This is a genomic window from Thermalbibacter longus (genome assembly GCF_023806485.1).
Taxonomy (GTDB): domain Bacteria; phylum Chloroflexota; class Chloroflexia; order Thermomicrobiales; family Thermomicrobiaceae; genus Thermalbibacter; species Thermalbibacter longus.
On record NZ_JAMSLR010000004.1, the window covers coordinates 40,726 to 64,661 of the forward strand.

General features: G+C 68.1%; 20 protein-coding genes and 4 tRNA genes. 16 read left to right on the forward strand and 8 right to left on the reverse strand.

Features of this window, described 5'->3' with window-relative positions; translation table 11 throughout:
• Positions 1–27: 27 nt before the first annotated feature.
• Entirely contained in the window at positions 28–786 is a 759-nt protein-coding gene (locus NET02_RS06960; RefSeq protein WP_284056665.1) for a Nif3-like dinuclear metal center hexameric protein, read from the reverse strand.
• A gap of 139 nt (positions 787–925) precedes the next feature.
• Here NET02_RS06960 and NET02_RS06965 point away from each other — a divergent pair, with 139 nt between their 5' ends.
• From NET02_RS06965 to NET02_RS06980, 4 genes are all read left to right on the forward strand, one after another.
• Positions 926–1,861 carry a PHP domain-containing protein gene (locus NET02_RS06965; protein WP_284056666.1) on the forward strand — a complete coding sequence of 312 codons (936 nt, stop codon included), beginning with the start codon at positions 926–928 and terminating at the stop codon, positions 1,859–1,861.
• Between the two features lie 48 nt (positions 1,862–1,909).
• A complete protein-coding gene (locus NET02_RS06970) occupies positions 1,910–2,740 on the forward strand; it encodes an AAC(3) family N-acetyltransferase (protein ID WP_284056667.1) in 831 nt (276 codons plus the stop codon).
• A gap of 376 nt (positions 2,741–3,116) precedes the next feature.
• Positions 3,117–3,189: transfer RNA gene (locus NET02_RS06975), tRNA-Thr, on the forward strand.
• A 5-nt stretch (positions 3,190–3,194) separates the two neighbouring features.
• Positions 3,195–3,266, forward strand: a tRNA-Thr gene (locus NET02_RS06980).
• A gap of 339 nt (positions 3,267–3,605) precedes the next feature.
• On the opposite strand, the gene NET02_RS06985 is transcribed toward NET02_RS06980, so the two are convergent.
• Positions 3,606–4,148 carry a hypothetical protein gene (locus NET02_RS06985; protein WP_284056668.1) on the reverse strand — a complete coding sequence of 181 codons (543 nt, stop codon included), beginning with the start codon at positions 4,146–4,148 and terminating at the stop codon, positions 3,606–3,608.
• Positions 4,149–4,347: 199 nt separating this feature from the next.
• Positions 4,348–5,517: a pyridoxal phosphate-dependent aminotransferase gene (locus tag NET02_RS06990; protein ID WP_284056669.1), complete on the reverse strand. Its 1,170-nt coding sequence runs from the start codon at positions 5,515–5,517 to the stop codon at positions 4,348–4,350.
• 304 nt (positions 5,518–5,821) lie between these two features.
• Here NET02_RS06990 and groES point away from each other — a divergent pair, with 304 nt between their 5' ends.
• From groES to NET02_RS07025, 7 genes are all read left to right on the forward strand, one after another.
• Positions 5,822–6,127, forward strand: a complete 306-nt coding sequence (gene groES / locus NET02_RS06995) for a co-chaperone GroES (RefSeq protein WP_284056670.1) — start codon at positions 5,822–5,824, stop codon at positions 6,125–6,127.
• A gap of 74 nt (positions 6,128–6,201) precedes the next feature.
• On the forward strand, positions 6,202–7,830 hold the full coding sequence (gene groL, locus NET02_RS07000) for a chaperonin GroEL (RefSeq protein WP_284056671.1): 1,629 nt from the start codon (positions 6,202–6,204) through the stop codon (positions 7,828–7,830).
• A 165-nt stretch (positions 7,831–7,995) separates the two neighbouring features.
• Positions 7,996–9,219 (forward strand): glycosyltransferase family 4 protein, encoded by a 1,224-nt coding sequence (locus tag NET02_RS07005; protein WP_284056672.1) that lies wholly within the window; start codon positions 7,996–7,998, stop codon positions 9,217–9,219.
• Positions 9,216–10,157 (forward strand): lysylphosphatidylglycerol synthase transmembrane domain-containing protein, encoded by a 942-nt coding sequence (locus NET02_RS07010; protein ID WP_284056673.1) that lies wholly within the window; start codon positions 9,216–9,218, stop codon positions 10,155–10,157. Before NET02_RS07005 ends, NET02_RS07010 begins: the two co-directional genes overlap by 4 nt.
• Positions 10,154–11,509 carry a hypothetical protein gene (locus NET02_RS07015; RefSeq protein ID WP_284056674.1) on the forward strand — a complete coding sequence of 452 codons (1,356 nt, stop codon included), beginning with the start codon at positions 10,154–10,156 and terminating at the stop codon, positions 11,507–11,509. The genes NET02_RS07010 and NET02_RS07015 overlap by 4 nt, the downstream gene beginning before the upstream one ends.
• Positions 11,503–12,897: an SH3 domain-containing protein gene (locus tag NET02_RS07020; protein WP_284056675.1), complete on the forward strand. Its 1,395-nt coding sequence runs from the start codon at positions 11,503–11,505 to the stop codon at positions 12,895–12,897. Before NET02_RS07015 ends, NET02_RS07020 begins: the two co-directional genes overlap by 7 nt.
• Positions 12,887–13,687, forward strand: a complete 801-nt coding sequence (locus NET02_RS07025; protein WP_284056676.1) for a class I SAM-dependent methyltransferase — start codon at positions 12,887–12,889, stop codon at positions 13,685–13,687. The genes NET02_RS07020 and NET02_RS07025 overlap by 11 nt, the downstream gene beginning before the upstream one ends.
• Before the next feature lie 6 nt (positions 13,688–13,693).
• Here the strand turns inward: NET02_RS07025 and NET02_RS07030 are convergent, their stop codons facing one another.
• On the reverse strand, positions 13,694–14,572 hold the full coding sequence (locus NET02_RS07030) for an LLM class F420-dependent oxidoreductase (RefSeq protein ID WP_284056677.1): 879 nt from the start codon (positions 14,570–14,572) through the stop codon (positions 13,694–13,696).
• A 173-nt stretch (positions 14,573–14,745) separates the two neighbouring features.
• Here NET02_RS07030 and ggt point away from each other — a divergent pair, with 173 nt between their 5' ends.
• Positions 14,746–16,380 (forward strand): gamma-glutamyltransferase, encoded by a 1,635-nt coding sequence (ggt, locus tag NET02_RS07035; RefSeq protein WP_284056678.1) that lies wholly within the window; start codon positions 14,746–14,748, stop codon positions 16,378–16,380.
• A gap of 362 nt (positions 16,381–16,742) precedes the next feature.
• Here the strand turns inward: ggt and NET02_RS07040 are convergent.
• Together NET02_RS07040 and NET02_RS07045 are read right to left on the reverse strand one after the other, a co-directional pair.
• Positions 16,743–16,816 (reverse strand) — tRNA-Glu (locus NET02_RS07040).
• A 36-nt stretch (positions 16,817–16,852) separates the two neighbouring features.
• Complete coding sequence (locus NET02_RS07045) at positions 16,853–17,734, reverse strand: hypothetical protein (RefSeq protein WP_284056679.1); 882 nt, start codon at positions 17,732–17,734, stop codon at positions 16,853–16,855.
• Positions 17,735–18,142: 408 nt separating this feature from the next.
• Here NET02_RS07045 and NET02_RS07050 point away from each other — a divergent pair, with 408 nt between their 5' ends.
• The 4 genes from NET02_RS07050 to NET02_RS07065 are packed head-to-tail and all read left to right on the forward strand — an operon-like array spanning position 18,143 to position 22,391.
• Positions 18,143–18,637 (forward strand): GatB/YqeY domain-containing protein, encoded by a 495-nt coding sequence (locus tag NET02_RS07050; protein WP_284056680.1) that lies wholly within the window; start codon positions 18,143–18,145, stop codon positions 18,635–18,637.
• A 54-nt stretch (positions 18,638–18,691) separates the two neighbouring features.
• A complete protein-coding gene (locus NET02_RS07055) occupies positions 18,692–20,884 on the forward strand; it encodes an HD family phosphohydrolase (protein ID WP_284056681.1) in 2,193 nt (730 codons plus the stop codon).
• A gap of 12 nt (positions 20,885–20,896) precedes the next feature.
• Positions 20,897–21,349 carry an rRNA maturation RNase YbeY gene (ybeY, locus tag NET02_RS07060; RefSeq protein WP_284056682.1) on the forward strand — a complete coding sequence of 151 codons (453 nt, stop codon included), beginning with the start codon at positions 20,897–20,899 and terminating at the stop codon, positions 21,347–21,349.
• Positions 21,330–22,391 carry a glycosyltransferase gene (locus NET02_RS07065; RefSeq protein WP_284056975.1) on the forward strand — a complete coding sequence of 354 codons (1,062 nt, stop codon included), beginning with the start codon at positions 21,330–21,332 and terminating at the stop codon, positions 22,389–22,391. Before ybeY ends, NET02_RS07065 begins: the two co-directional genes overlap by 20 nt.
• Here NET02_RS07065 and NET02_RS07070 read toward each other — a convergent pair.
• Together NET02_RS07070 and NET02_RS07075 are read right to left on the reverse strand one after the other, a co-directional pair.
• The gene (locus tag NET02_RS07070) at positions 22,321–23,538 is read right to left on the reverse strand and encodes a competence/damage-inducible protein A (protein ID WP_284056683.1); all 1,218 of its coding nucleotides are present in this window, start codon (positions 23,536–23,538) and stop codon (positions 22,321–22,323) included. The two genes, NET02_RS07065 and NET02_RS07070, sit on opposite strands and share 71 nt — an antisense overlap.
• Positions 23,539–23,660: 122 nt before the next feature.
• Positions 23,661–23,733: transfer RNA gene (locus tag NET02_RS07075), tRNA-Arg, on the reverse strand.
• Positions 23,734–23,936: the final 203 nt, after the last annotated feature.

Genomic DNA, 23,936 nt, shown 5'->3' on the forward strand with positions numbered 1-23,936 from the left:
CCTCCCCTCGTTCTCTCGCGTGGTCTGTTAGACCGGATTGGGATCGTGGAGGAACGTCGTTTCCAGCTCGAAGCGCTCGGCGAGGTGCCGTCCGAGCGCCTGCACTCCCAGGCGTTCGGTGGCTTCGTGCCCTGCGGCGATCACGGTTACGCCCAGCTCGCGTGCCAGCGCCATGGTCGTCTCCCGCGCCTCGCCGGTCAAGAGCGCCTGGCATCCCAGTTCGGCGGCCTCTGGCAGCGCTGAGGCGCCGGAGCCGCTCAGCACAGTGACGCGCCGCACCTCAGCCGGGCCGCCGGGTAGCACGAGCGGCTCGCGCCCGGTCAGCTCGCGAACCTGATCGATGAGGTGAACTAGTGGGCGCGGCGCGCTGCTCTCGGCGACGAACCCGATCGGTACGCCAGCGACCGGCCCGCACGGCTCGATGGGCTCGAGCTCGAGCGAGCGCGCCAGCAGCGTGTTGTTGCCTAGCTCTGGATGCGCGTCCAGTGGCAGGTGATAGGCGAGCAGGCTGAGGTCATCGGCTAAGAGCAAGCGAAGGCGCTGCCGGAGGACGCCCGTGATCGGGCCGAGCCGGTCGCCCCAGAGCAGCCCGTGGTGTACGAGCAAGGCGTCAGCGCCCCAGGCCAGGGCCTCGCTGATCGTCTGCCGGCTGGCGCTCACCGCCGTCGCCAACCGGCGCACCTCCGCCCGCCCCTCGACCTGCACGCCATTGACGGCCGCATCGCGGAAGCGGGCGATTTCGAGCAGTTCGTCGCAGTAGCGCGCGAGCTCGCGGAGCGAGATCACTGGAGACACCTCCTGCACCTGTGCGACCATTCTGCCATGGCCGCCAGGCGCGCGCACGGGCCGTGGTGAGCCGCAAGGTATACTGCGTTGGTGGCTTGCGTCGATCGCCGGCTGAGAACCAGTCGGAAGGGTTCGGATCGTGACGTCTCACACCCCAGTTCTGGATCCTCATGCCCCGGTGGATTTGCATCTCCATACCGTCGCCAGCGATGGAGGATGGACGCCGGCAGAGCTAGTCGAGCATCTGGCTGCTCGCGGCTTTCGGGTCGCGGCCGTCTGCGACCACGACACGATGCGCTCGGTACCGGAGGCCCAGGAGCGGGCACAGCGCCACGGCATCCTGCTCGTCCCCGGTGTGGAGGTCACCACACGCTGGGACGGGCGCCAGTGGCACCTCCTGGTCTACGGCGTCGATCTTGCGAGCCCTCGGGCCTGGAGCTTCGCGCGCCTGCTCGACTACCTGGCCGACCAGCTCTGGGCGGCGGCTGAGCGCGGGATCCAGGTTCTCGAGCGGCACGGCTACCGGCTCCCCTCGCTGCGCGAGGTGGTGAATGGGCAGCCGCTGCGGCCGTTCCACGTGCTCACCGCGGCCATCCGCGACGGGCACGCGACGAACCTGGCGACTGCGCACGAGCTGACCAAGCGCTACGGCGAGGCCATGCAGGTCGACGTACCGCTAGCGGAGGCAGTCGAACTGGCTCACCGGGCCGGTGGCTACTGCGTGCTGGCGCACCCAGGCCGGAACGATGGCGATGGTGTGCTGGACGCTGAGCGACTGGATCGCATGCTCGAGGTCGCGGCCATCGACGGCTTGGAGGCGCACTACCGCTCGCACAGCGACGACGACACCGCACGCTACCGCGCGATGGCGAGCGATCGCGGGTTGCTGGTGAGCGCGGGCTCGGACTCCCATGCGCCGGGCTTCCCGGTGAACCCGAAGCCCTACCCGGCCTCCTGGATTGCGCCACTGCTGAGCCAACTCGGCATCGAGATCGAGCCGGTCGACGATGATCCGTGGCGACCGGGCGCGCCGGACGCCGAGCAGCTTCGGGCGACGGTAACGCGCGGCACTTGACCGGCGACCGCGAGATCTACGTCGTCCTTTGCTCGCAGGAGTGCTAGGGTGGCTGTCTCGCTGGAGGACATCCGCGAGGGGGTACGGGCGCTCGGCTTGAGCGGGGCCGTGCTCTGTGTCCATGCCTCGCTCCGCTCCTTCGGCTGGGTAAACGGCGGGGCCGCGACCGTGATCGAGGGGCTACTGGCTGAGGGGTGCACAGTGATGGTGCCCACCTTCAGCTCCTGCTACGAGATCCCACCCCCGCCCGAGTCTGCCATGCGGCCACTACGTAACGGCGTGGACTACGACGCCGTCGAGCCGCGCGCGGAGCAGACCGCGCGAATCTACACGCCAGAGTGCGGTGAGATCGACCGATACCTGGGCGTCATCCCGCGCACGGTACTCTCGATGCCAGGACGGGTGCGCGGCGACCACCCGCTCGACTCGTTCACCGCCGTCGGGCCGCTGGCCGCAGACCTGGTGGGGAGCCAGCGACCAGACGACGTGTACGCGCCGTTCGTCGAGCTCGTTCGGCGCAGCGGCTGCGTGCTGCAGATGGGGGTTGGGCTGGAGACGATGACGCTGATCCATCTGGCGGAAGAGCGGGCGGGCCGCACGCTGATACGCCGGTGGGCGCTGGGGCGAGATGGCCGGCCTCTGATGGTGCCGGTCGGCGCCTCCTGCTCCGACGGCTTCGTGCAACTCGAGCCGGTGCTCGGCCCGCTGGCGCTGGCGGTAACGGTAGGCCGGAGCCGGTGGCGCGCGTTTCCGGCGAGGGAGGCGCTAGAGGTCGCCGCCGGGGCTATCCGGGCCGACCCGATGGTCACGCACTGCGGCCGGCCAAGCTGCCGAAGTTGTCACGATATGGTGCGCGGTGGTCCAATCCTGCTGCACTGAGCGAGGGGCGTTCGCGCTCGCGCGCCAGCGACGACGTCCGACTGGCTGCCGGGTAAGTGTCACATTCGTCGTAGGGTCGGGGGCATTTTGTCAACGCCAGCGTACGGGAACGCTTCGGCTCGCCTCGTGACGCGCTCCGAGCAAACTAGCCCAGCGCCCATGAGACTGCTAGGAGCACGTTGGCTGCTCTGACCGGTTCGGTGGCGTCTCGCTATCCCCAGGGTTGTGCGGTTGCACTCCCGCCTGATCTCCTCGGCTGGCTAACCCCAGCACTGCGCTGACCGGTCGTGAAAGGGTGGACGGATGGCGTGTCTTGCCCGGTGGGTGGGGGCTCGTGTATACTGCCTGAGGCGAACGCGGTCGTCGCCCGCGTGGTGCCCACGTAGCTCAGGAGGCAGAGCACAATCTTGGTAAGATTGAGGTCCCGGGTTCGAGTCCCGGCGTGGGCTCCGGTGCCGGTGTAGCTCAGCGGCAGAGCAGCTGTTTCGTAAACAGCAGGTCGTCGGTTCGAATCCGACCACCGGCTCCCAGCAGAAGCTGACCGGAACCCGGCAATGAGAGAGCGCCTGGGAGTTCTCCCAGGCGCTACTGCTCTGCTTGCCCCGGTTCACCCAGTAGCCTCTCACGATGCCAGGTCCAGCCGCCCCAGCGTCTCGCGCGGCGGGCACTCAGCGACGTGGAAGCGGGAGAGGGCAGGTAGCGCGATCTGCCAGCGTCTCGGAATCGGGAAGCGTATCTCGGAACAATCGCCCAGGCCTGCGCCTAGCACCGCCGAGGTGCTGTGCCTGCGGCCCGGCCGGCTAGCACAAGCCGGCGCTCCGGCCCTGATCGAGATCCCCTTGCCGGGCTACCCGGGAGCCGCTCACTAGCTGGTGGTGCCAGACTGGGGTCCGGGCTGCCGGCGGCTCCCGTTGAAGGCGGCGGCGAACGCGAGTGCTGCGACGGGGAAGAACACGGGCCCGATGCTGAAGATGCCCAACATTACCGCAAGGACCAGGAGCCCAACTACGCCCCAAAGGAGCGCTAGCGTTGCCGGGTTGCGGCGGTGTGCGTGCAGGAATGCCAGAAGCGCTGCCCAGCCGACCAGCAGCGACACGAGGAGAAGGTAGACCGCCAGCCGCGGGCCGATGCCTGCTTCCCAGAGGCTCTGGAACACGATGCGCGTAGCTGCTGGAGAGGCCGATCCACTCGCCGTTTCCTGCGCTGTAGCGGTTGCGGTGCCGTACGGCAGCGGCGCGAAGACCAGAACGAGAAGGAGCGCCGAGCCCAACCCGGCAGCCAGCAGCCCGCTCGTCATCTCGGCCCGCCGGAATTGCTCCGGCGTCTTCGGCGTAAGCAGGAACCATGCCACCAGGACCAGGCTGAGCGCTATCCAGGCCAACCAGAAGCCTGCGATGATTACCGGCATGGCGCGCCCCAATCTGTCCTTCTAGATTTTACGAGCGAATGATCATTCGTCCCAATGTCGTTATCCCCGGCTGGTGCCTCCCCAGCGGCGAGCCGCGTCATCCGTGCCACGGCGCCTGTGATTGCCCTCAGCGGTCGCGCCGGGAGCTAGCGAGGACCAGGTGAGCCGGTCCCGCCGCTTGCCGGCTGGAGGGCTGCGCTCAGCCGCCGAAGATCCGGGCGATCCGGTCGAGCGCGGCCTCGATCTTGTCGTCGGATTCGGCGAAGCTCAACCGGACACAGCCCGCGCTCACCTCGCCGAATGCGTCGCCCGGCGTCACCCCGACATGCGCCTCGTCGATCAGCCGGGCTGCTACCTCCTGGCCACTCAGCCCGGTTCCGCTGACATCGGGGAAGGCGTAGAAGGCGCCCTCGGGCAGCGGACAGCGGAAGCCGGGGATCTGGTTCAACCGCTCGGTGATCAGGCGCCGGCGCCGGTCCCAGGCCGACACCATCTGCCCGATGAAGTCCTGCGGCCCCTCGAGCGCCGCGACAGCTCCCCACTGGGCGAACGAGGTGGCGCAGGTGGCGGAATGGCTGTGCACCTTCATGATCTGCTTGATCAGCGGAGCCGGCCCGGCGACGTAGCCCAGCCGCCACCCGGTCATCGCGTAGGCCTTCGAGAAGCCGTTGACGGTGAGCGTCCGCTCGGCCATACCGGGGAGCGCGGCCAGGCTGTGGTGCCGGTGACCGTCGTAGACGATCTTCTCGTAGATCTCGTCCGAGATGACGAGCAGGTCGCGCTCCTGCGCCACCTCGGCGATCGCGGCCAGCTCGGCCTCGCTCAGCACCCGCCCGGTCGGGTTGTTGGGGCTGTTGACGATCATCAGCCGGGTCGCCGGCGTGAGCCGGGATTCGATCGCCTCCCTGGAGATCCGGTAGTTCTCGGCTGGGTCGAGCGGGACGTGCAGGCAGCGCGCACCAGCGATGGTGACCATCGGCTCGTACGACACCCAGCCGGGGTCGAACATCAAGATGTCGTCCCCAGGCCCGACGAGCGCCAGGATCGAGACGAACAGGGCAGCTTTCCCTCCAGGAGTGACGATGATCTCCGCGGGATCGACCTCGATCGCGTTATCCTCGCGCAGCTTCCGGGCGATGGCGCGTCGGAGCGCCGGGATCCCGGCGCTGGCGACGTAGTGGGTCTCGCCGCGGAGCATCGCCTCGGCAGCGGCCCGGCAGATGTGCTCAGGCGTCGGGAAGTCGGGGTCTCCTCCACCGAGGTCGATGACGTCGAGCCCCTGCTCGCGCAGCGTGCGCACGCGATCGCTCACCGCCAGCGTGGGCGACGGTCGGAGCTGGACGACGCGCTCGGCAACCTGGTAGGCCACGGTACCTCCATTCGTCTCGGGCTACTCGGAATCGCCAGGCACCTGGCGGCCTGGTGGCGACAGCGATTATGCCTCATCGATCCGCCACTCGGTCGCGCGTCTGCCCCCGAGCCATCGCTATCGCGGAGCCTAAGCCCGCATGATACGACCTGGCGCAAATTCAACGCGCTGACCCTTGAAAGTTGGCACGGAGTTGAATACTATACGCACTGGTTAGCACTCGATCGTCGAGAGTGCTAACCGGCAGCAGTTGGGGTAGTAGGGCGGCGCGGGGGCGCCGCAGCATGAGGGAGGTTGGTTGGCCATGGTGTTGACCAGCACCAAAATCCGGCCGCTGGGTGATCGGGTCGTAGTCAAGCCGATCCAGCGGGAAGAGGTTACCAAGAGCGGCATCGTCCTGCCGGATACGGCGAAGGAGAAGCCCCAGCGAGGTGAGGTCATCGCTGTTGGGCCGGGCCGGCTGAACGACGACGGGGAGCGCATGCCGATGGAGGTCAAGGTCGGCGATGAGGTGCTCTTCGCCAAGTATGCCGGCACCGAGCTCAAGATCGACGAGGAAGAGTACCTGATCCTGAGCGAGAAGGATATTCTGGCGGTCCTGACTGAGTAGCGAGGGTGCACCGACCGCCCTGAGGTGTGGCAGCAGTCGGATGTCGTGATGGATGGTACAGGAGGGCAGGAACCGTGGCGGCGAAAATTCTCGAGTTCCATGAGGATGCTCGGCGCTCCCTGAAGGAGGGCGTCGATATTCTTGCGAATGCGGTCAAGACCACGCTGGGCCCGAAGGGCCGCAACGTCGCGCTGGATAAGAAGTACGGCGCCCCGACGGTAAGCCACGACGGCGTCACGGTGGCCAAGGAGATCGAGCTGGATGACCCGTTCGCCAACATGGGCGCCCAGCTCCTCAAGGAGGCGGCCACCAAGACCAACGACGTGGCCGGCGACGGGACGACGACGGCGACCGTGCTGGCCCAGGCGATCGTGCACGAGGGGCTGCGCAACATCGCGGCTGGCGCGAACCCGATGCTGCTCAAGCGCGGTATCGAGCTGGCCAGCAAGCGCGTGGTCGATCACCTCAAGAGCATGGCCAAGGAAGTTCGTGGCCGCGAGGATATCGCGCACGTCGCCTCCATCTCGGCGGCTGACACCGAGATCGGCAACCTGATCGCCGACGTCATGGAGAAGGTCGGCAAGGACGGTGTCATTACCGTCGAGGAGTCGAAGGGCCTGGCCTTCGAGGTCGAGTACACCGAGGGCATGCAGATCGACCGCGGCTACATCTCGCCCTACTTCGTCACCAACCCGGAGCGGATGGAAGCGGTCGTCGAGGAGCCCTTCATCCTGATCACCGACAAGAAGGTCTCGGCGGTGTCGGACTTGCTGCCCATCCTGGAGAAGGTGCTCCAGGTCAGCAAGAACTTCGTGATCATCGCCGAGGACGTGGACGGTGAGGCGCTGGCCACTCTGGTGGTCAATAAGCTGCGCGGGACGCTGAACGCGCTGGCCGTCAAGGCGCCGGGCTTCGGCGATCGGCGGAAGGAGATGCTCCGCGACATCGCGATCCTCACCGGTGGCACGGTGATCTCGGAGGAGCTCGGCCGGCGGCTCGAGACCGCGACGCTCGATGACCTCGGGCGGGCTCGCCGCGTGGTCGCGACCAAGGACGAGACGACCATCGTCGAGGGCTATGGTCGCGAAGAGGACATCAAGGGGCGCATCGAGCAGATCAAGGCCCAGATCGAGCAGACCACCAGCGATTTCGACCGCGAGAAGCTCCAGGAGCGGCTGGCGAAGCTTGCCGGCGGCGTCGCGGTGATCAAGGTCGGTGCGGCCACTGAGGTCGAGCTGAAGGAGAAGAAGCATCGCGTCGAGGACGCGCTGAGCGCGACCCGCGCTGCCGTGGAGGAGGGCATCGTGCCCGGTGGTGGCGTGGCGCTCGTCAATGCGATGGCGGCGCTCGATGACGTGGAGGCTGACGGCGACATCCGCACCGGTGTGCTGATCGTGAAGCGGGCGCTCGAGGAGCCGATGCGCGGCATCGTCGAGAACGCCGGTCTCGATGGCTCGGTGGTGATCGAGACGGTTCGCCGGCTCCAGAAGGAGCAGAACAACCCCAACATCGGCTATGACGTGATCCGCGAGGAGTACGGCGACATGGTCGAGTGGGGCGTGATCGATCCGGTGAAGGTCACCCGCTCGGCGGTCGAGAACGCCACCTCGATCGCGGCGATGATTCTGACCACCGAGGCGCTGATCACCGAGAAGCCGGAGAAGGAGAAGGCTCCGGCCATGCCGAGCGGCATGGAGTACTAGACCAGGCCGTCGGGACTGCTGGGCGCGCTGCCGATCGGCAGCGCGCCCTCTCCTTTTTCCCCTGCCAGGGTGACCGGTCACGTTTCGGGTCGTACACTGGGCGCCGGTACGGCCGCATTCGGCCGGTGGCGCGTTCGTCCTGCTCCAGCAGGGAGGCGGCGCACGGTGCAACTCCGCGACCAGCGCCACGCAGCTCCAAACCGCCCGCGCGTGCTGGCGCTCGGCACGTTCCAGCCGGAATATCCGCGCAATGCGCTCACCCAGGCAGGATTACGGGCGCTCGGCTGCCCCATCGATACCCTCAATGTCCCGGTATGGGATCGGCTACCTGACCGCCTAGCACCCGCCCGCCGCTGGCGGTCTCTGGCTTCGCTCGGGGTACGGCTGCTTCGAGCCTATGCGACGCTCCTTGTCCGGCTGCCGCGACGGCTCGCTCGGGTCGATGTGGTGCTAGTCGGCTACCCTGGCCACCTCGATATGCTGGCCCTCGGACCGTTCGTCCGGTTGAGCCGCCGCCGGCTGATCTTCGACCCGCTCGTCACGCTGACCGACACTCTCGTCGAAGACCGCCGGCTGATTCCGCCCGGGGGGATGCGCGCCCGGGCGATCCGGCTGCTCGACCAGGTCGCCCTCAGGCTGGCTCACGTCGTGCTGGCCGATACGGAAGAGAACGCGCAGTACATGCGCGCGCTGGCTCCGTCAGCGCGGTCGCGGATCGTGGTCGTGCCCGTGGGTGCCGATGAGGAACTCTTCTCGCCGGCGCGGGCGCTGTCGTCTCCTGGCTGGCCGGCGCGGGCACCGGAGGCGCTCCGGGTGCTCTTCTACGGCACCTTCATCCCGCTCCACGGGCCGGAGACGATCGTGCGCGCAGCGGCTCTGCTCGGGCCCGAGCGCGCCAGTTTCGTCCTGATCGGGCAAGGCCAGCTCGCCGGCGAGACGCAGGCGCTCGCCCGAACCCTGGGCTTGCGCAACGCTTGCTTCCTGCCCTGGGTTCCCTACCGCGATCTGCCCGCCTGGATCGCTACCGCGGACGTGGTGCTCGGGATCTTCGGAGACACCGCCAAAGCGGCGCGCGTGGTGCCGAACAAGGTCTATCAGGCGATGGCGATGGGCGCCGCGATCGTCACCCGGGACTCGCCTGCTGTGCGCCGGGTACTGGAGCACGAGCGCTCCGCGTTCCTCGTGCCGCCGGCCGATCCAGCGGCTCTGGCCAGCGCCATCGAGGCACTGAACGATCACGGATTGCGCGCGAGACTCGGCGCCGCAGCGCGCCAGGCATTCTTGCAGCTCGCCACGCGCCAGGCGCTCGCCGATCGCTTGCAGGACGCGCTGCTGGACTCGCGCTTGCCCGCGCGCATGCTGGGTGTGGTCGAGAGGGATGGGCGATGAGGCTGCCGGTTCGTCCCACTCCGCTCCAGTCAGCCCGTCATGCGGTCTGGCTCGTTGCTGGGATAGCCCTGCTGGCCCTGGTGGTGCTCTGGGCAGGCCAGTTCGGCTCGACCTTCACCATCCTCCGGGAGGCGCGACCGGCAGCCCTCCTGCTATCGCTGCTCCCGGCAACGCTCGCTCCGGTCGTGCACGCCTGGCGCTGGCAACGCATGCTGCAGGCACTCGACCAGTCCTTGCCCCTCCGGGCGGCCGTTCGTGCCACGGTGGCGGCGACGCTCGCCAACTACATCTTGCCCGGGTACGCGTGGGCGCCGGTAAAGGGACTGGTTGCCCGGCAGGCGTACGGCGTGGGGCTGGCTCGATCCGCTCCCACGCTGGCAGTCGAGCAAGCGCTGGATGCCGGAGCGCTGATCTTCATGGCTGGACTGGGATATCTGCTGGTTCCCGATCTTGCGAGCGAGGCGCAGTTCCAGCGACCGGAAGCTGCGCTCTGGCTCGGGCTGCTGGTTGGGGCGGCGCTTATCACGCTCGCGGCGGTACGAGGGAGCCGTCGTCTCGACTCCCACCTCGAAGCCCTTCGATCGAGCGGCCGGAGACTGCTCGGCGCCCGGGCCCTCTACCCCTGGCTGGGGCTTCTGACGCTCGCCCGCTGGGCCAGCGATCTCGCCTGCTTCTGGCTGGTGGCTGCGGCGCTGGGGATGCGACTCGATCCAGCACGGCTGCTGCTCCTGGCCGGTCTCCCAGCGCTGGCCGGTCTGGTGACCCCCATCCCCGGCGGTCTGGGCGTCCGCGAGGGAGGGGCATTGGCAATCGGAGGGCTGCTCGGCTTGCCGGCCGGCCCATTGGCCGGAGCGGCGCTCCTCCACCGTGGCGTGCTGGTGGCCGGCCTGCCGCTCGCGTTGCTCGCGAGCTCAATCGCTCTCAGGAGTCGACCATGAGGACGATCGCTCGAGAGCGACGCCAGCGAGCGATTCCGGAGCATGCTCAGGCTGCTGCCGGCCGGGAGGCTGCGCTCGTCGCCGCCATCTGGGTTGCCGGGCTGCTCGTTCGGCTGGCGCTGATGCCAGCGACCTTCCACAGCGACCTCTACCAGATCTACTCTCGGGCCAACGATGCTGTGACCCACGGTGCCTGGCTGAGCTGGAGCGGGCAGGTGATCATCCAGCAGGTACACAACCTCTGGTTCCTGGTCATCGAGCGCTGGCTGCCGGATAACAGCGCTATCTGGTCGTCGTACTCCGGAGTCGCCGGCATCGGGGCACAGCCGTCGGAGCTGGAGCGCTTCCTCTCGTACGCCTATCTGGGTCGCGCGCTCTTCTTGATGAAGCTCCCGTATCTGGTTGCCGACCTGGTGAACGGCTGGCTGCTCACCCGGCTGGTCGAGCCGAGGTGGCGGGCACGCGTGCTGGCACTGTGGTGGCTGAATCCGCTGGTGATCTACACCAGCATGATGTTCGGCCGGCACGACTCGCTCTCCATCGTCGCGGTGCTGGCCGCGATCGTTCTGGCACGACGGGGCGCTCGCCTGGCCGGGCTGATCCTGCTCGGGTTGGGGGGCCTGGCCCGCTTCTTTCCCGTCTTCGCGCTACCGTTCTATATCGCCGCCTATCGCCGCTCCTGGCGACAGGCACTCCTCCTGGCTGGGGTGATAGCCACTCTCTGGCTGTGCCTCGACCTGACTGTCCTGGGCCTGACCGGTCAGAGCCCCACGCTGACACTATTGGGGCGCTATCCGCACGTCCGCTACCTGATCAGCCTGGCGTTGCCCGTCGGCGACGAGATGGTGCCGCTCCTGCCCATGGGTTACGCCTTGCTGCTCCTGTGGTGGCTCAACCGGCCCAACCAGGGGACGGACGCCTTCCTGGCCGGGGGCGCGGCCACGATGCTCCTCTTGATCGCGCTGATGCCATTCAACCCGCAGTACGCCATCTGGGCCGTACCGCTCCTGGTGCCCTGGCTCGCGCTCGACTCGCGGTTGATCCTCGCCCACGCGGCGCAGATCGCGCTGTACGTGGTCTGGCTGGCCCGCTGGGGCAGCAACGTTACCTGGGATCTCTTCCAGCCGCTCGGGAAGGATCTGGTAGAGCGTTTGCCCGACCCGCAGCTCGTGGCCGCCGCGCTGCTGCCGACCGAAGTCTGGCAGCCGGTCGTGCGCGGGCTCTTCGCCGCGGTGACACTCTGGCTGGCCTGGCGCGTCCTTGTCCTATGGCGCGCCGGGATGCCGGCTGCGGGCGCGGCGGGTGGAGGCACGGGCGATCACGCGCCGGTGAACGAGGAGCAGGCATGCTGAGGGCGATACTCCAGGCTCGTCGTCTCATGCGAGGGCATCTCCCCAGACGAAGCGGCTCCTGGGGCCTCTGGCCGGCTGCGCTGCTCGGGCTGGCGCTGTACCTCGCCGGGTGCCGGGCGCCGGTCGCGCTCGTCTCCTCGCTCCCGCCCAGCGCCAGCACCATCACGGTGTACACGAGTGCGAGCCAGCCGTTCTATTCGGCGCACGACGGGCTGCGCGGGATCCAGCTTCGCGTGAACGTGCCCACCGAGTTCTCCCCCGGCCAGACGCCGGCATTGACCGGGGGGGCATCGCTACGCGTTACCTACGAGCCTGACCTCGACCCGCGCTATCCCGACCGCGACTTCTACGCCTGGCCAGAGAGCGAGCAGTGGCTCGGCGAGCTGGTCGATGGACGGACGGTCGGGCAGACGTTTCGCTCGCTCTACCCTGGGCTGAACGGCATCACGCTCAGGGTCTCGACGTACGGTGCCGACTTCTCCCCCGGCACAGGGCGGCTCAGAGAGGGCCAGCCAGCCATCGTGCGCGAGGCTCCCTTCGCCGGGCGCGAGGTCACGGTGCTCCCCGGGGGGACCGAGGTAGAGGTCCGCTCGGCTCGCGAGGGCTGGGCCGAGGTGATCCTGCCAGATGGGCGCCGAGGCTACGTCGATCAGGATCAGTTCGCGAGCTTGCCGCCCCCGTCGCGCCGCAACACCGGAGAGGTGATACTACGCCTCTACCGGCTCTCCGACGGCGCGCTGCTCCGCGAGTCGCGGCTGCCGGCCTCCACGCTCCACGATCAGAGCCACGTCACCTTCGCATTCGAGCCGCTGCCGGACTCCTACCGGCAGGAGTACCGCTTCACCCTGACCGCTGCCGGCGCGCGGCCGGGGAGTGCGGTCACCTTCCGCTTCAGTCCCATCGATGTCTACCCGGAAGGAAGCCGACTCGAGGGTAACGGCGAGGCTGACGGCGACCTGATCTTCCGGCCGGCCTATGCCGAGCGCATGCTGGTAGAGACTCCACTGGACCAGGCCCTGTGGTCGGGGCTGACGGGGGTGCTCGAGGTCACGTTCGAGCCCACCGGGCCGACGCGTGATTGCTACCTGCGCGTCACGATCCAGGCCGGTGACCGGCCGGTCATCGTGCACTGGTCGTGGATCCGACCGCCGGGCGGTCTGCCGCTCTCGAGCGCCGACGACCCCGGCGCGCCGGCCGGGGGACTGGTGCTCAACGCGCTCTACGCGGAGGACGTGCCGGTGCTCTCCGTGCTCGGAGGCCTGGCTCGCGGGTATGCCCGCCTGTTCTGGCGCGATCCTTGGTTAACCGCGGCCTATATTGCCGTCGTCGCCGGAGCGCTGGCCTGGGTGGCACGGCGCGCGCGGGAGAGCTGGAGCCATGGTGGTTGAGCGCTCCTGGCGGCGCTGTCTTCTCTGCGGGGCTGCCTTCGTAGGGCGCGCCTTCCTCTGTCGTAGCTGCGCGGACCGCTACCGCCGCGAGCCTCCCTCGCCCGCCCTGCGCCGCCAGTTCTACGAGGCGGTCGACCGGACCTACCCGGATTGGGCGAACACCTACGGTGACCACAACCTGCCGCGCGGCCTGCTGCGCGAGCTGGAGTCGCTGCCACGCCACCTTTCGGTGCTCGAGCTCGGCGCCGGCGGAGGGTTCTTGCTGCAGGCACTCCAGCGACTGGGCTATCGCACGTTGATCGGGCTCGACCTGGCCAGGACGGCGCTCGAGCCATTCCGGAGACGGGTGAGCGGGGCGCTCGCCGTCTGCGGTGACGCCGAGCGCCTGCCGTTCGCCGACGAGAGCCTGGACATCGTGATCTCGAGCGACCTGGTCGAGCATCTGCCCGATCCAGATCGCCATTTCCGGGAGGTGGCCCGGGTGCTGCGTCCCGGCGGTCACTACCTGTTCAAGACGCCCAACCGTCTCCTGGCGGTGCCCTATTACCGGCTGGCCGGGCTGTACGACTATCCCTTCTGGCATCCCTCGATGTTCTCGCCGGGCGACTTGCGTCACCGCCTAGCCGCCAGCGGCTTCACCTGCCGCTTCGTCGCACAGCCCAGGCTCACGCCGGCCCAGCTCCGCAAGGTCCCGATTCGAGGGCTGCGCCCGCTGGCCGAGCGCCTTCCGGTGGGCCGCTTGCCGCCCTGGCTGCGGCCGCATCTCGAAGTGGTCGCCCGTCGCCGGTGAGGTCGGTCAGACGCCTGGCTGGTAGGCCGCGCGGAGCGGCCCGATCACCTCATCGGCCAGGCGATGCGTGACGCCCTCGGGGAAGGGCGGTCTTAGGATGAGCACGAGGTGGGTCGCTCCCGCGTCGATATACTGCCGCGCCAGCTCGCGCGTCGCCGCCGGATCGGCGTCGTCGACCCAGAGCTGCACCGAGCGCTGGATCGACGAGGGATCGCGGCCGATCTCCAGGCAGTGGCGATCCAGCACCTCGCTCTTGTGGCGAAACGTCTCGACGGGACCACCGCCGAAATTCCAGATGTCGGCGTACTGGGCCGCGACCCGGAGCGTCAGTTGCTCGCCGCTCCCGCCGATTACGAAGGGTGGATACGGCTTCTGGACAGGCTTCGGCTCGCAGCGCGCTTCCCTCAGCCGGTAGTAGCGGCCCTCGAAGCTGGGTGTCTCTTCCGTCCAGAGCCGGCGAATGACCTCGCACGCCTCGCCGAGCATTCGGATGCGGCGTCCGGGAGGCGGCAATTCGAGACCGTACATGTCGTGCTCGAGCTCGTGCCAGCCCGCGCCGATGCCGAAGTCGAGCCGACCGCCCGAGATGACGTCGACGGTCGCGGCCATGTTCGCGAGCACCGCCGGGTGCCGGTAGGTGTTGCCGGTCACCATCACCCCGATGCGCAGCCGCTCGGTCCGAGCGGCCAGGGCCGCCAGCAGCGACCAGCCCTCCAGGCAGGGCCCGGTGGGGTCCGGGCCGAGCGGGATAAAGTGATCGAACACCCAGGCGTGCTCGACTGCGGGGTTGGCATCGGCCTCCTGCCAGACGCGCAGGATATCCGCGTAGGTGGTCTGCTGCGGGGACGTCTTGATCCCGAAACTGAGCTGTCTCGCGAGTGCCATTCTACCTCCTTGCCTTGGGCGACGCGGTAGACCCGTGCCGCGGACCGTTCGCCGAGTGGCTAGATTGTAATCATTGCAGCGATGTAATCAAGCGGACGATTCTCAACTTGTTCTGACAGTCCGGCAGTTCGGTTATGCTACGCAGGGCTGGGCACCACGAAAGGGGCGAGTGAATGGCAGGACGAAGGGTGGGCGAGACGAGACGAGCGGCGGTGCTGGCGCGGAGCGGCATGGTAGCCACCGCGCATCCACTGGCGACGGCCGCTGGGCTAGAGGTGCTCCAGCGCGGCGGTAACGCGATGGATGCGGCGGTCGCGGCCGCGCTGGTAACCGGCGTGGTGCTGCCTGCCATGTGCGGCCTAGGAGGCGATGCCTTCGTGCTCTACTACGAGGCAGCGACCCGGAAAGTCACCACCTTCTACGGCTCCGGGCCCGCGCCGGCCACCGCCACGCGCGACTTCTTCCTCGAGCGCGGCTTTCAGAAAATGCCGTTCTACGGCCCGCTCTCGGTCTCGGTGCCCGGCGCGGTCTCGGTCTACTTCACCGCCATCGAGCGCTTCGGCACCTGGAAGCCAGGTGCACTGTTCGAGCGGGCGATCCAGTATGCCGAGGAGGGATTCCCGCTGACTGAGCAGGGAAGCCAGGCCATTGCCGCCAATGCTGCTGAGCTCGCGAAGTACCCCACCTCGGCCGCGGTCTTCCTCCCTGGCGGCGATGTCCCCCGGCCGGGCACGGTCTTCCGCCAGCCCGACCTGGCGCGCTCGCTCCGGCTCGTCGCTGAGGGTGGCCCCGATGTCTTTTACCGGGGTGAGATCGCCGAGGCGATCAGCCGCTTCATGGCCGAGAGCGGTGGGCTCCTGACGAAGGACGATCTAGCTGGCTATCGCTGCGAGGTCGGCGAGCCGATCCAGACGACCTATCGTGGATACACGGTCTACGAGACCGGGCTGCCGACGCAGGGACACATCGTCCTCGAGGAGCTGAACATCGTGGAGCAGGCCGACTTGGCCGGGCTCGGGCCCGACAGTCCCCACCTGATCCACCTGCTGGTGGAAGCCAAGAAGCTGGCCTTCGCCGACCGGCTCGCCTACTCGGGCGACCCGCACTTCGTCGACGTGCCGCTCGGCACGCTCTTGAGCAAGGAGTTCGCCCAGCGCCGCTTCGCGGAGATCGACCCGGAGCGGGCGCGGGACGAGGTGCCAGCGGGCGCGATCGAGCGCGGCGGCGAGACCACGTACCTCTGCGTCGTCGACCGCTGGGGCAACGCCGCCTCCTTCATCCACAGCCTGTCCGCCGCCTTCGGTAGCCAGGTTGTGGCCGGCCGCACCGGCATCCTGCTCAATAACCGCGCCGGGCGCGGCTTCACGCTGGAGGAGGGACATCCCAACGTCATCGCTCCGGGCAAACGGACGATGCACACGCTCAACTGCTGGCTGATCACCCAGGGCGACCGCCTGCGGTGGGTCGGCGGCACACCTGGCGGCGACCAGCAGCCGCAGTGGAACCTGCAGGTGATCGTCAATTTGATCGATTTCGGGATGGATCCGCAGCGAGCGGTCGAGCACCCGCGCTGGTACAGCTTCCCGGGAACTGACCCGATCAACTTGCCTAACGACTTCGTCCTGCGGATCGAAGACCGGTACGGCGAGGCAGTGCTGGCCGAGCTGGAGCGCCGGGGCCACCGAGTGCAGCGGCTCGGCGATTGGGGCTCGGGCGGGGCGGCCCAGGTCATCGCGGTCGACCCCGAAACTGGTGTGCTTACCGCTGGCTCTGACCCACGAGTGGAGGGCCTGGCGCTCGGGTTTTGAGGGTGTGCAGACCGTCCCCCGCTTCCGGGATTCCGAGTCTGTCATTCACCGTATCCGGCAGGGGGCCGGTCCTATTCCTCCTCGCCGGCTAGCCGGGAGACGGCCTGCATGGCTCCGAGGCTGCCGTGCCTCAAGCACATCGGGAGGGGACGGCGCTGGGACCCAGAGGCTCGGCACACCTCGTGATGACATAACGGCTGCGCCGCTGAGCTGGCCCCCGGCGGCGCCTGGTGCACCCGAGTACGGCTGCAAAAGAGTAGACCCCGCGAGACGGAATCTCCTCGGTCCGGGGATAGTGGTGGCCACTTACGGCTTCAAAAGAGAAAACCCCGCCGGGCACGAGGCCGGCGGGGCTGTACCGGTGGCGCATACGGGATTCGAACCCGTGATCTCCGCCTTGAGAGGGCGGTGTCCTAGGCCGCTAGACGAATGCGCCCCGTAAGGCCGCCCGAATTTATACCACACGGCGCTGTCACCCGTCCACCGGATGTGTATCCCCTCGCGCAACTGGACCAGAGAGCTCGAGCTCGAGCCTGGAGCGCACGGCGTCGCACAGGCGCTGCGGTTCATCGACAGCGACATGCACCGTATCGACGGGGGGTGACTGCCCGAAAGCGGTGCGGAAGGGTGCGGGGTGCCGCAAGGTGATCGTCACGTCGGTGCGCCCGCCGACGGGCAGGTACGCTGCCCGCTCTCCCTCGACGACGCGCAGTTCATCGCGGCCCTCCGGAACCTTCCGGGGAGCGTGCTCGATGCCGGCAATCTCCGGAAAGGGGATGAACGCCTCGTTGAGGAGGCCATAGCGGATCCAGAGCCCGTCATCAGTTACGCGATGTGGCAGCACTACCAGCGAGGCATAGAGACCGATGATCCAGATGATGCCGTAGATGGTCAATGCGAGCAGTACCCAGCGTAGCCAGGCCCAGGGGATCAGGAGCTCGAGGATCAGGATCTCGACGGGTGCTGTCAGGATCACGAGGATGACCAGAGCGCCTACGATCGACCGTTTGCGGTAGGAGAAGTCGCGCTCATCCGGCCGGTAACGGCGCAAGAGCCACCGGCCCAGGCAGATCCAGAGACGTAGCTCCAGTGCGACCAGCCGGGCGAGTCGCTGGGGCATCATCACCGTCAACGCGTCCTCGAACGCCTCGACCCCGCTCTGGCCTTGTGACCGCTGATGCCGGAACCGGCGCACGGCGCGGATCGCCTGGAGGCCGGCAACCAGAGTCAGCGCGCCTTCGACGATGACGACGACCGCGACAGCCTGTCCGAACGAGAGCCAGCCGGCTCGCACCAACACGATCTCGATCACGATGAGGATCGGGAGCGACCACTTGAGCGCGCGTTGAAGCACGAGCAAGGCTCTTCCGCTAACGTACATCCTCAGATAGGCAGGTCACTAGCCGAAAATCAGGGCAATCCTAATGCGTCTGCTCTCGTTCTTCAACAAGGCTTCGCCCCGCAATTTGACTCTCCCTCGACGCGTGGCGTATACTGCGGTGACCTGGCCGAGGGGAGAATTAGGCGAAGTGGTCGCGTCACGCGAGCCAGTAAATTGACGAAGTCGCGAACCCCGAGGTCGGAGTACGGTGCGGTTGTCAAGTGCATATATTTGGCTGCGCTCGCGTCCGGTGTCCCACGATGGGAGTACCGGGTGCATGGTCTCGCTTGCGGAGAGCTCGCCGGGAGGCGCGGCTAGTCATCGAGCGCTGCGCGCGGGGCGAACCAGAGGCGAGGCCAGAGCGCGCGAGAAGGACGACCGGTGAGTAACCTGGCAGAGCGCCTGTTGAATGACCTGCAGGAGGCAGTCCGCGCTGGAGACGTGAACCGGCGCGAGACACTCCGTTTCCTGCGAGCTGATATCAAGAACGTCGAGATCGAGCGGGGAAGGCCGCTCACCGACGACGAGATCGTCGAGGTGATCCGGCGGCAGATCCGCCTGCGCCGTGACGCCATCGAGCAGTTCGCGCACGGCGGCCGCCAGGACCTGGTCGAGCGCGAGCAGGCGCAGATCTCCGTGCTCGAGGAGTACCTGCCGCCGCAACTCTCGGCCGACGAGTTGCTCCAGTTCGCCCGCGAGGTCGCCCGCGAGGTCGGCGCGAGCAGTCCCCGAGATATGGGCCGGGTGATGCCGGTGCTGCGCGAGCGTGTCGGATCGCGGGCTGAGGGCCGGGCGATCGCCGAGGCAGCCCGGCAGGCGCTGGCCGAACTGGGTGGTGGGGCAGGATCGCTGATGAATGATTCGAGCGCCAGGTAGAGTGCAGCAGTCCTCATTCCCGTCAAGGCTTCGGGCCACGAGGGAACTCGATCGATGCCTCGCCGCAGTCGCATAACCCGAGTCCCGGTGATTGCCCGCTTGGGAGCGACTCTCCGCCTTCATCCCTGGGTCGACCCCTTGATCGGCATCGTGGGGTTCTTCGCGCTCGTTACCCTGGCGCTGGCCACCATGCTCTACGCGACCTGGGAATCGGACGCGCTCAACCTGCGCGCCGGCCAGATCGCCGACCGCACCATCAAGGCCCCTCGGACCGCGACGTTCGAGAGCAAGCTCCTCACGGAACGAGCGCGCAAGGAAGCCTACGACGACGCGCGCAACGTGGTTCTGGTCCATGATCCGCTGATCGCGACCGCACAGCTCGAGGCGTTGAACCGGTTGCTGGCGCAGGTCGAAACGATCCGCGCCGAGCGTGGCCAAGATCTCGCCGCAGCGACCCAGAAGGCACAGGCCGCACTGGAGGGGTTGAGCGCCGAGGATGCCCAGCTTCTCGTCAGTGTCAGCGATGAATCCTGGGGTAGGATCGAGACCGAGTCTCGCCGCCTGCTAATGGCCGTGATGAACGGCGAAGTCCGCCCGGAGAACGTGGCCGCTGCCAAGGAGTCGCTCTTCGGCCTGGCCAACCCCTCCTTGAACTCGACGGAGCGCCAGCTCGCGATCACTCTGGCGCGCCCGTTCATCCGCGCCAATGTCCAGGTGGACGAGGAGCGGACCAAGGCGGCCCGGGAGGCGGCCGCCGAGCAGGTCGAGCCAGTCCTGGTCACCGTCCAGGTCGGGCAGGTCATCGTGCGCGATGGCGACGTGGTGACTCCGGAAGTCGTCGAGAAGCTCGAGTACTTCGGCCTCTTGGCGCCCCAGCAGTCTTGGCAGCAATTTATCGGCCTGCTCGGCATCCTGGTGCTGATCACCGCCGGGCTGACGATCTCACTTCACCGCTTCCTCCGCCACACGCGGCAGATGCGCCAGCTTCTCCTCATCGCCGTCATGGTCGTCATCCCGGTCGTCCTAGGCCGGTTAGTGTTGCCGCATCCAGACCTGCGCTACATGTTTCCGATCGCCAGCGCGATCATGCTGCTCGCGATACTGCTCGATTTCCGGGTCGCTGCAATTACCGCCGCGTTCACCAGCCTGTACCTCGGTGCCGTCGCCGGACTGTCGTACGAGATCACCCTCTTCGCCTTTCTCAGCAGCCTCGCCGGTGCGATGGTCATCTGGCGGGCCGAACGGACGATGACCTTCCTCTGGAGCGGGCTGGCCGTGGCCGCAGCGACCGGCGGTACAGCTCTGCTCTTCGAGCTGGTCGACAACCGGTTCGATCTGGCTCGAGCGGCGACGCTCTTAGTCCACGCCGGGGTGAACGGGGCGCTCTCGGCGAGCCTCTGCTTCCTGTCCTTTAGCTTGCTCGGCCGGCTGCTCGGGATTACCACGCACTTGCAGCTCCTCGAGCTCGCCCATCCCAACCAGCCGCTGCTGGCCCGGCTCGCCCGCGAGGCGCCGGGTACGTACCATCACAGCCTGGTGGTGAGCAATCTGGCCGAGGCGGCAGCGGAGGTGGTGGGTGGCGACCCGCTCCTGACCCGTGTCGCGGTGCTCTACCACGACATCGGCAAGGTGATCCGCCCCAGCTTCTTCGTCGAGAACCAGGCTAACCGCGCGAACGTCCACGATACGCTCGACCCGCGCACGAGCGTGCAGCTCATCAAGGAGCACGTCACCGACGGCGTGCGGCTGGCGCGCAAGGCTCGCCTACCGAAGCCGATCATCGACGTGATCCAGCAGCATCATGGAACCTCTCTGATCCGGTACTTCTACTCCAAAGCGCTGGCGAGCGGCGAGCCGGTGGACGAGGCCGAGTTCCGCTACCCCGGCCCCAAGCCGCAGACCAAGGAGGCGGGTGTGATCCTCCTGGCCGACAGCGTGGAGGCGACGGTCAGATCGGCAGCCCAGTCCGGGAAGCTCTACGAGGATTCGGCCGATGGCGAGCATTCCCGTCCCGGCAGCAAGCTGGAGGAGATCGTGGATCGAGTCATCCGCGAGCGGCTCGAGGAGGGCCAGCTCGACGAGTGCGACCTGACCTTGCGCCAGATCGGCGAGATCCGGCGCGTATTCCTGAGCATCCTCGAGGGGATCTATCACCCGCGCATCGAGTACCCGGAGCTCGCGCGCCAGCCAGGACAGCGGCCGACCATCGAGGAGTCAGCGGCTCCCGCCATGGCCGAGGCTGATTAGCGAGCGGGGCGCATGGCCGAGCTGATTATCGAGATCCAGGCCAGCCCCGGCGTTCGGATGCCCCCGGCTGATCGCTTGCAGGCCCTGCTGGAATTCGCGGCTGAGCAGGAGGGTGCCGGCGGCGAGGTGAGCGTGTGGATCTGCCGGGACGGCGAGATCGCCGAGCTCCACGAGCGGTACCAGGGCATCCCCGGCCCCACCGACGTGCTGAGCTTTCCTGGTGAGCCACCATATCTAGGTGACATCGCGGTCTCGGCAGACACGGCCGCGGCGCAGGCGGCCGAGGTGGGACACAGCCCGGGCCGGGAGATCGCCTACCTCGCGCTGCACGGGCTGCTCCACCTGCTCGGCTACGATGACTTGGACGAGACCAGCCGGGCGCGCATGCTGGCGCGCCAGGACGAGCTGCTCGAGGCGTTCGAGCGGGAGTACCCCGGTGAGTGGGATGAGCCAGCCGGCCGTTAGCCTGATCCTGACCGTCAAGGACGAGGCCGCGTCGTTACCCGAGCTGCTGGCCTCGATCGCCGCGCAGTCCCGGCCGCCCGACGAGGTCATCGTCGTGGACGGCGGCTCGTGCGACGCGACCGTGACGATCCTGAGGCAATGGGCTGAGCGGCTGCCGCTGACGGTGATCGAGCTGCCGGGTGCCTCGATCGCCGAGGGGCGAAACGCGGCGCTGGAGCAGGCGCGTGGCGAGCTGGTCGCGGTGACGGACGCCGGAGTGATCCTCGAGCCGGACTGGCTTGAGCGGCTCATCGAGCCGTTCCTGGCGCCGGAGCGGGAGCAGCCCGACGTCGTCTCCGGCTTCTTCCGGGCAGCGCCGCGCACGCTCTTCGAGCTCGCGCTCGGCGTGACCACGCTGCCCGACGTCGAGGAGATCCGGGAGGAGCGATTCCTCCCCTCCAGCCGCTCGGTGGCGTTCCGGCGGAGCTGGTTCCTCGCCGGGATCCGCTACCCCGGCTGGCTCGACTACTGCGAGGACGTCGTCTTCGACCTGCGCTTGCGCCGGGCGGGCGCGCGGTTCCGTTTCCAGCCGGCAGCGATCGCCTGGTTCCGTCCCCGGCGGACGCTGGCGGAGTTCTGGCGCCAGTACTACCGCTACGCGCGCGGCGACGGCAAAGCCGGGCTCTTCACGACTCGCCATTTGATCCGCTACGCGACCTATCTCGGGCTGGTTCCCGCGGTGCTGCTCACGCGTGACCGCCGGCTGGCGCTTGCGGCTGGACTGGGTGCGCTGGCCTACCTGCGTCGCCCGTTGTGGCGGCTGTGGCGGCGCCGGGAAGTCGGCCCTCGGTGGCTCGTGGTGGCCGCGCTGCTGGTGCCGCTGATACGGCTGGTAGGCGATCTAGCCAAGATGGCCGGCTATCCGGCCGGCCTGGCCTGGCGAGCCCGGCGCTATGGTCTACGGCGTACCTGGCGCAGCATTCCAGAGCCGGTCAGTCTGGGGCGTGCTGGCGAGCCTGCTGCAGGAGTGCAAGCCGGAGGAACTCCGCTGCCCAGAGACTGACGCGCCGCCGGATCTCGTAGGCGGGCGACGTAACCTGATGCCGGCGTTGGAACGAGCCAGCGGGCGTGTCCAGGTAGAGGAGCGCTTCCCCGCGCGTGCGATCGGGCGTCTCTCCAGGCGTCATCTGGATCACCACGGCGTAGATGCAGTCGGCCTCCTCGAGGTCCGCTCGGGCCGCCGCGATCGCCTCCCGCGCGAGCGACTCCAGGCCATCTGCGCTCCGTGCCGGCCGACCGGGAGAGACCAGGCAGCCGGCCAGCACGTCCCCCGCCAGTGGTTCCTCGATCAGCAGGTGGGAGAGCCGGCCCCCGCCGTCGACCTCGACGATGCCGAGCTTCCACCTGAGCTGGCGCAGCGGCTCCAGCGCAGCGGCGCCGAGCGAGGTCGCCTCGTCGCCGTACACGTGGTCGCCCAATCGGGAGCGGATCTCCTCGACGACCCGCGCGATCGCATCCTCGGCCCGTCGGGCGTCAGCAGCCTGGGCCGTGATCCGCACGTGGACACCGTCGTCTTTCGCGTAGGTAGCGACGATCGGGTAGCCGGCTGCGACCAGGTCAGCGATAACTTGCTCGACGGCCGACTCGCCCAGCCCGATCGTCTTGAGCGTGGCCGAGCGGATAACCCCGCCGCCGAGATACGGCGCGAGGCGCGGCACAGCCTGCTCGCGCCACATGCGCTCCATCTCTCGCGGCACCCCGGGCATCGTGACGATGAAGTGGCCATCCTTGTGGACGAACCAGCCTGGGGCAGTGCCGATCGGGTTGGGGAGCGGCTCAGCCGAAGGGATGAGCCAGGCCTGCTTGCTGTTCTGTTCGGGCATAACCAGGCCGCGCGCGGCGAAGAACGCTCGGATCTGCTCCAACAAGTCGGGGTCGACTGTGACCGGCTCTCCGAGCAGGGCAGCGATGGCCTCACGGGTGAGATCGTCGGCTGTTGGCCCGATGCCTCCGGTGGTGATCATCAACTCGGCGTCCTCCCAGGCACGGCGCAGCGCGCGCACGATGTGCTCCAGGCGATCGCCGACCTGGGAGACGCCCACCAGCTCGACGCCGAGTCCGGTCAGCTCCTGGGCAAGAAAGGTCGCGTTAGTGTCGGTGAGGTGGCCATCGAGGAGCTCGGAACCGATCGAGAGCACTACCGCGCGCATCGCTACCCTCCAGCCGGGCGTGGCTCGGTCGCGGGGGCGATCTTAGCATGTCCGGCGGGCTGGTGGCGCGCGGTGCCTCGGGGAAAGCGCAGCGCGGGCACCGACTGGTGCCCGCGCTGGAGTACCCTCGGAGGGATTCGAACCCCCAACCCCTTGGTCCGAAGCCAAGTGCTCTGTCCATTGAGCTACGAGGGCCCGTTCCCCGGCCGGCGAATAGTGTAGCACACTCGACCGCATCCCGGCGACTCGGTGCATGCGCGCCAGGCGTGACGGCGAGCGCGAGAGGGCTCGCCAGCGGCCGGCGCCCGCTCGCTCCGTGGCTGAGCCAAAGCATGGTTAGCGAGCCTCGTTTCGGTGCGCGGGCACGGGGCGGGGATGGCCAGGCCGCGCTCGGGCAA

Excerpts from the sequence above, each read along its gene's own strand:
- NET02_RS06985 (WP_284056668.1), bottom strand. The coding sequence starts at position 4,148 with ATGCCGGTAATCATCGCAGGCTTCTGGTTGGCCTGGATAGCGCTCAGC.
- groES (WP_284056670.1), top strand. The coding sequence starts at position 5,822 with ATGGTGTTGACCAGCACCAAAATCCGGCCGCTGGGTGATCGGGTCGTA.
- NET02_RS07010 (WP_284056673.1), top strand. The coding sequence starts at position 9,216 with ATGAGGCTGCCGGTTCGTCCCACTCCGCTCCAGTCAGCCCGTCATGCG.
- NET02_RS07015 (WP_284056674.1), top strand. The coding sequence starts at position 10,154 with ATGAGGACGATCGCTCGAGAGCGACGCCAGCGAGCGATTCCGGAGCAT.
- NET02_RS07020 (WP_284056675.1), top strand. The coding sequence starts at position 11,503 with ATGCTGAGGGCGATACTCCAGGCTCGTCGTCTCATGCGAGGGCATCTC.
- NET02_RS07025 (WP_284056676.1), top strand. The coding sequence starts at position 12,887 with ATGGTGGTTGAGCGCTCCTGGCGGCGCTGTCTTCTCTGCGGGGCTGCC.
- NET02_RS07030 (WP_284056677.1), bottom strand. The coding sequence starts at position 14,572 with ATGGCACTCGCGAGACAGCTCAGTTTCGGGATCAAGACGTCCCCGCAG.
- ggt (WP_284056678.1), top strand. The coding sequence starts at position 14,746 with ATGGCAGGACGAAGGGTGGGCGAGACGAGACGAGCGGCGGTGCTGGCG.
- NET02_RS07055 (WP_284056681.1), top strand. The coding sequence starts at position 18,692 with ATGCCTCGCCGCAGTCGCATAACCCGAGTCCCGGTGATTGCCCGCTTG.
- ybeY (WP_284056682.1), top strand. The coding sequence starts at position 20,897 with ATGGCCGAGCTGATTATCGAGATCCAGGCCAGCCCCGGCGTTCGGATG.
- NET02_RS07065 (WP_284056975.1), top strand. The coding sequence starts at position 21,330 with ATGAGCCAGCCGGCCGTTAGCCTGATCCTGACCGTCAAGGACGAGGCC.
- NET02_RS07070 (WP_284056683.1), bottom strand. The coding sequence starts at position 23,538 with ATGCGCGCGGTAGTGCTCTCGATCGGTTCCGAGCTCCTCGATGGCCAC.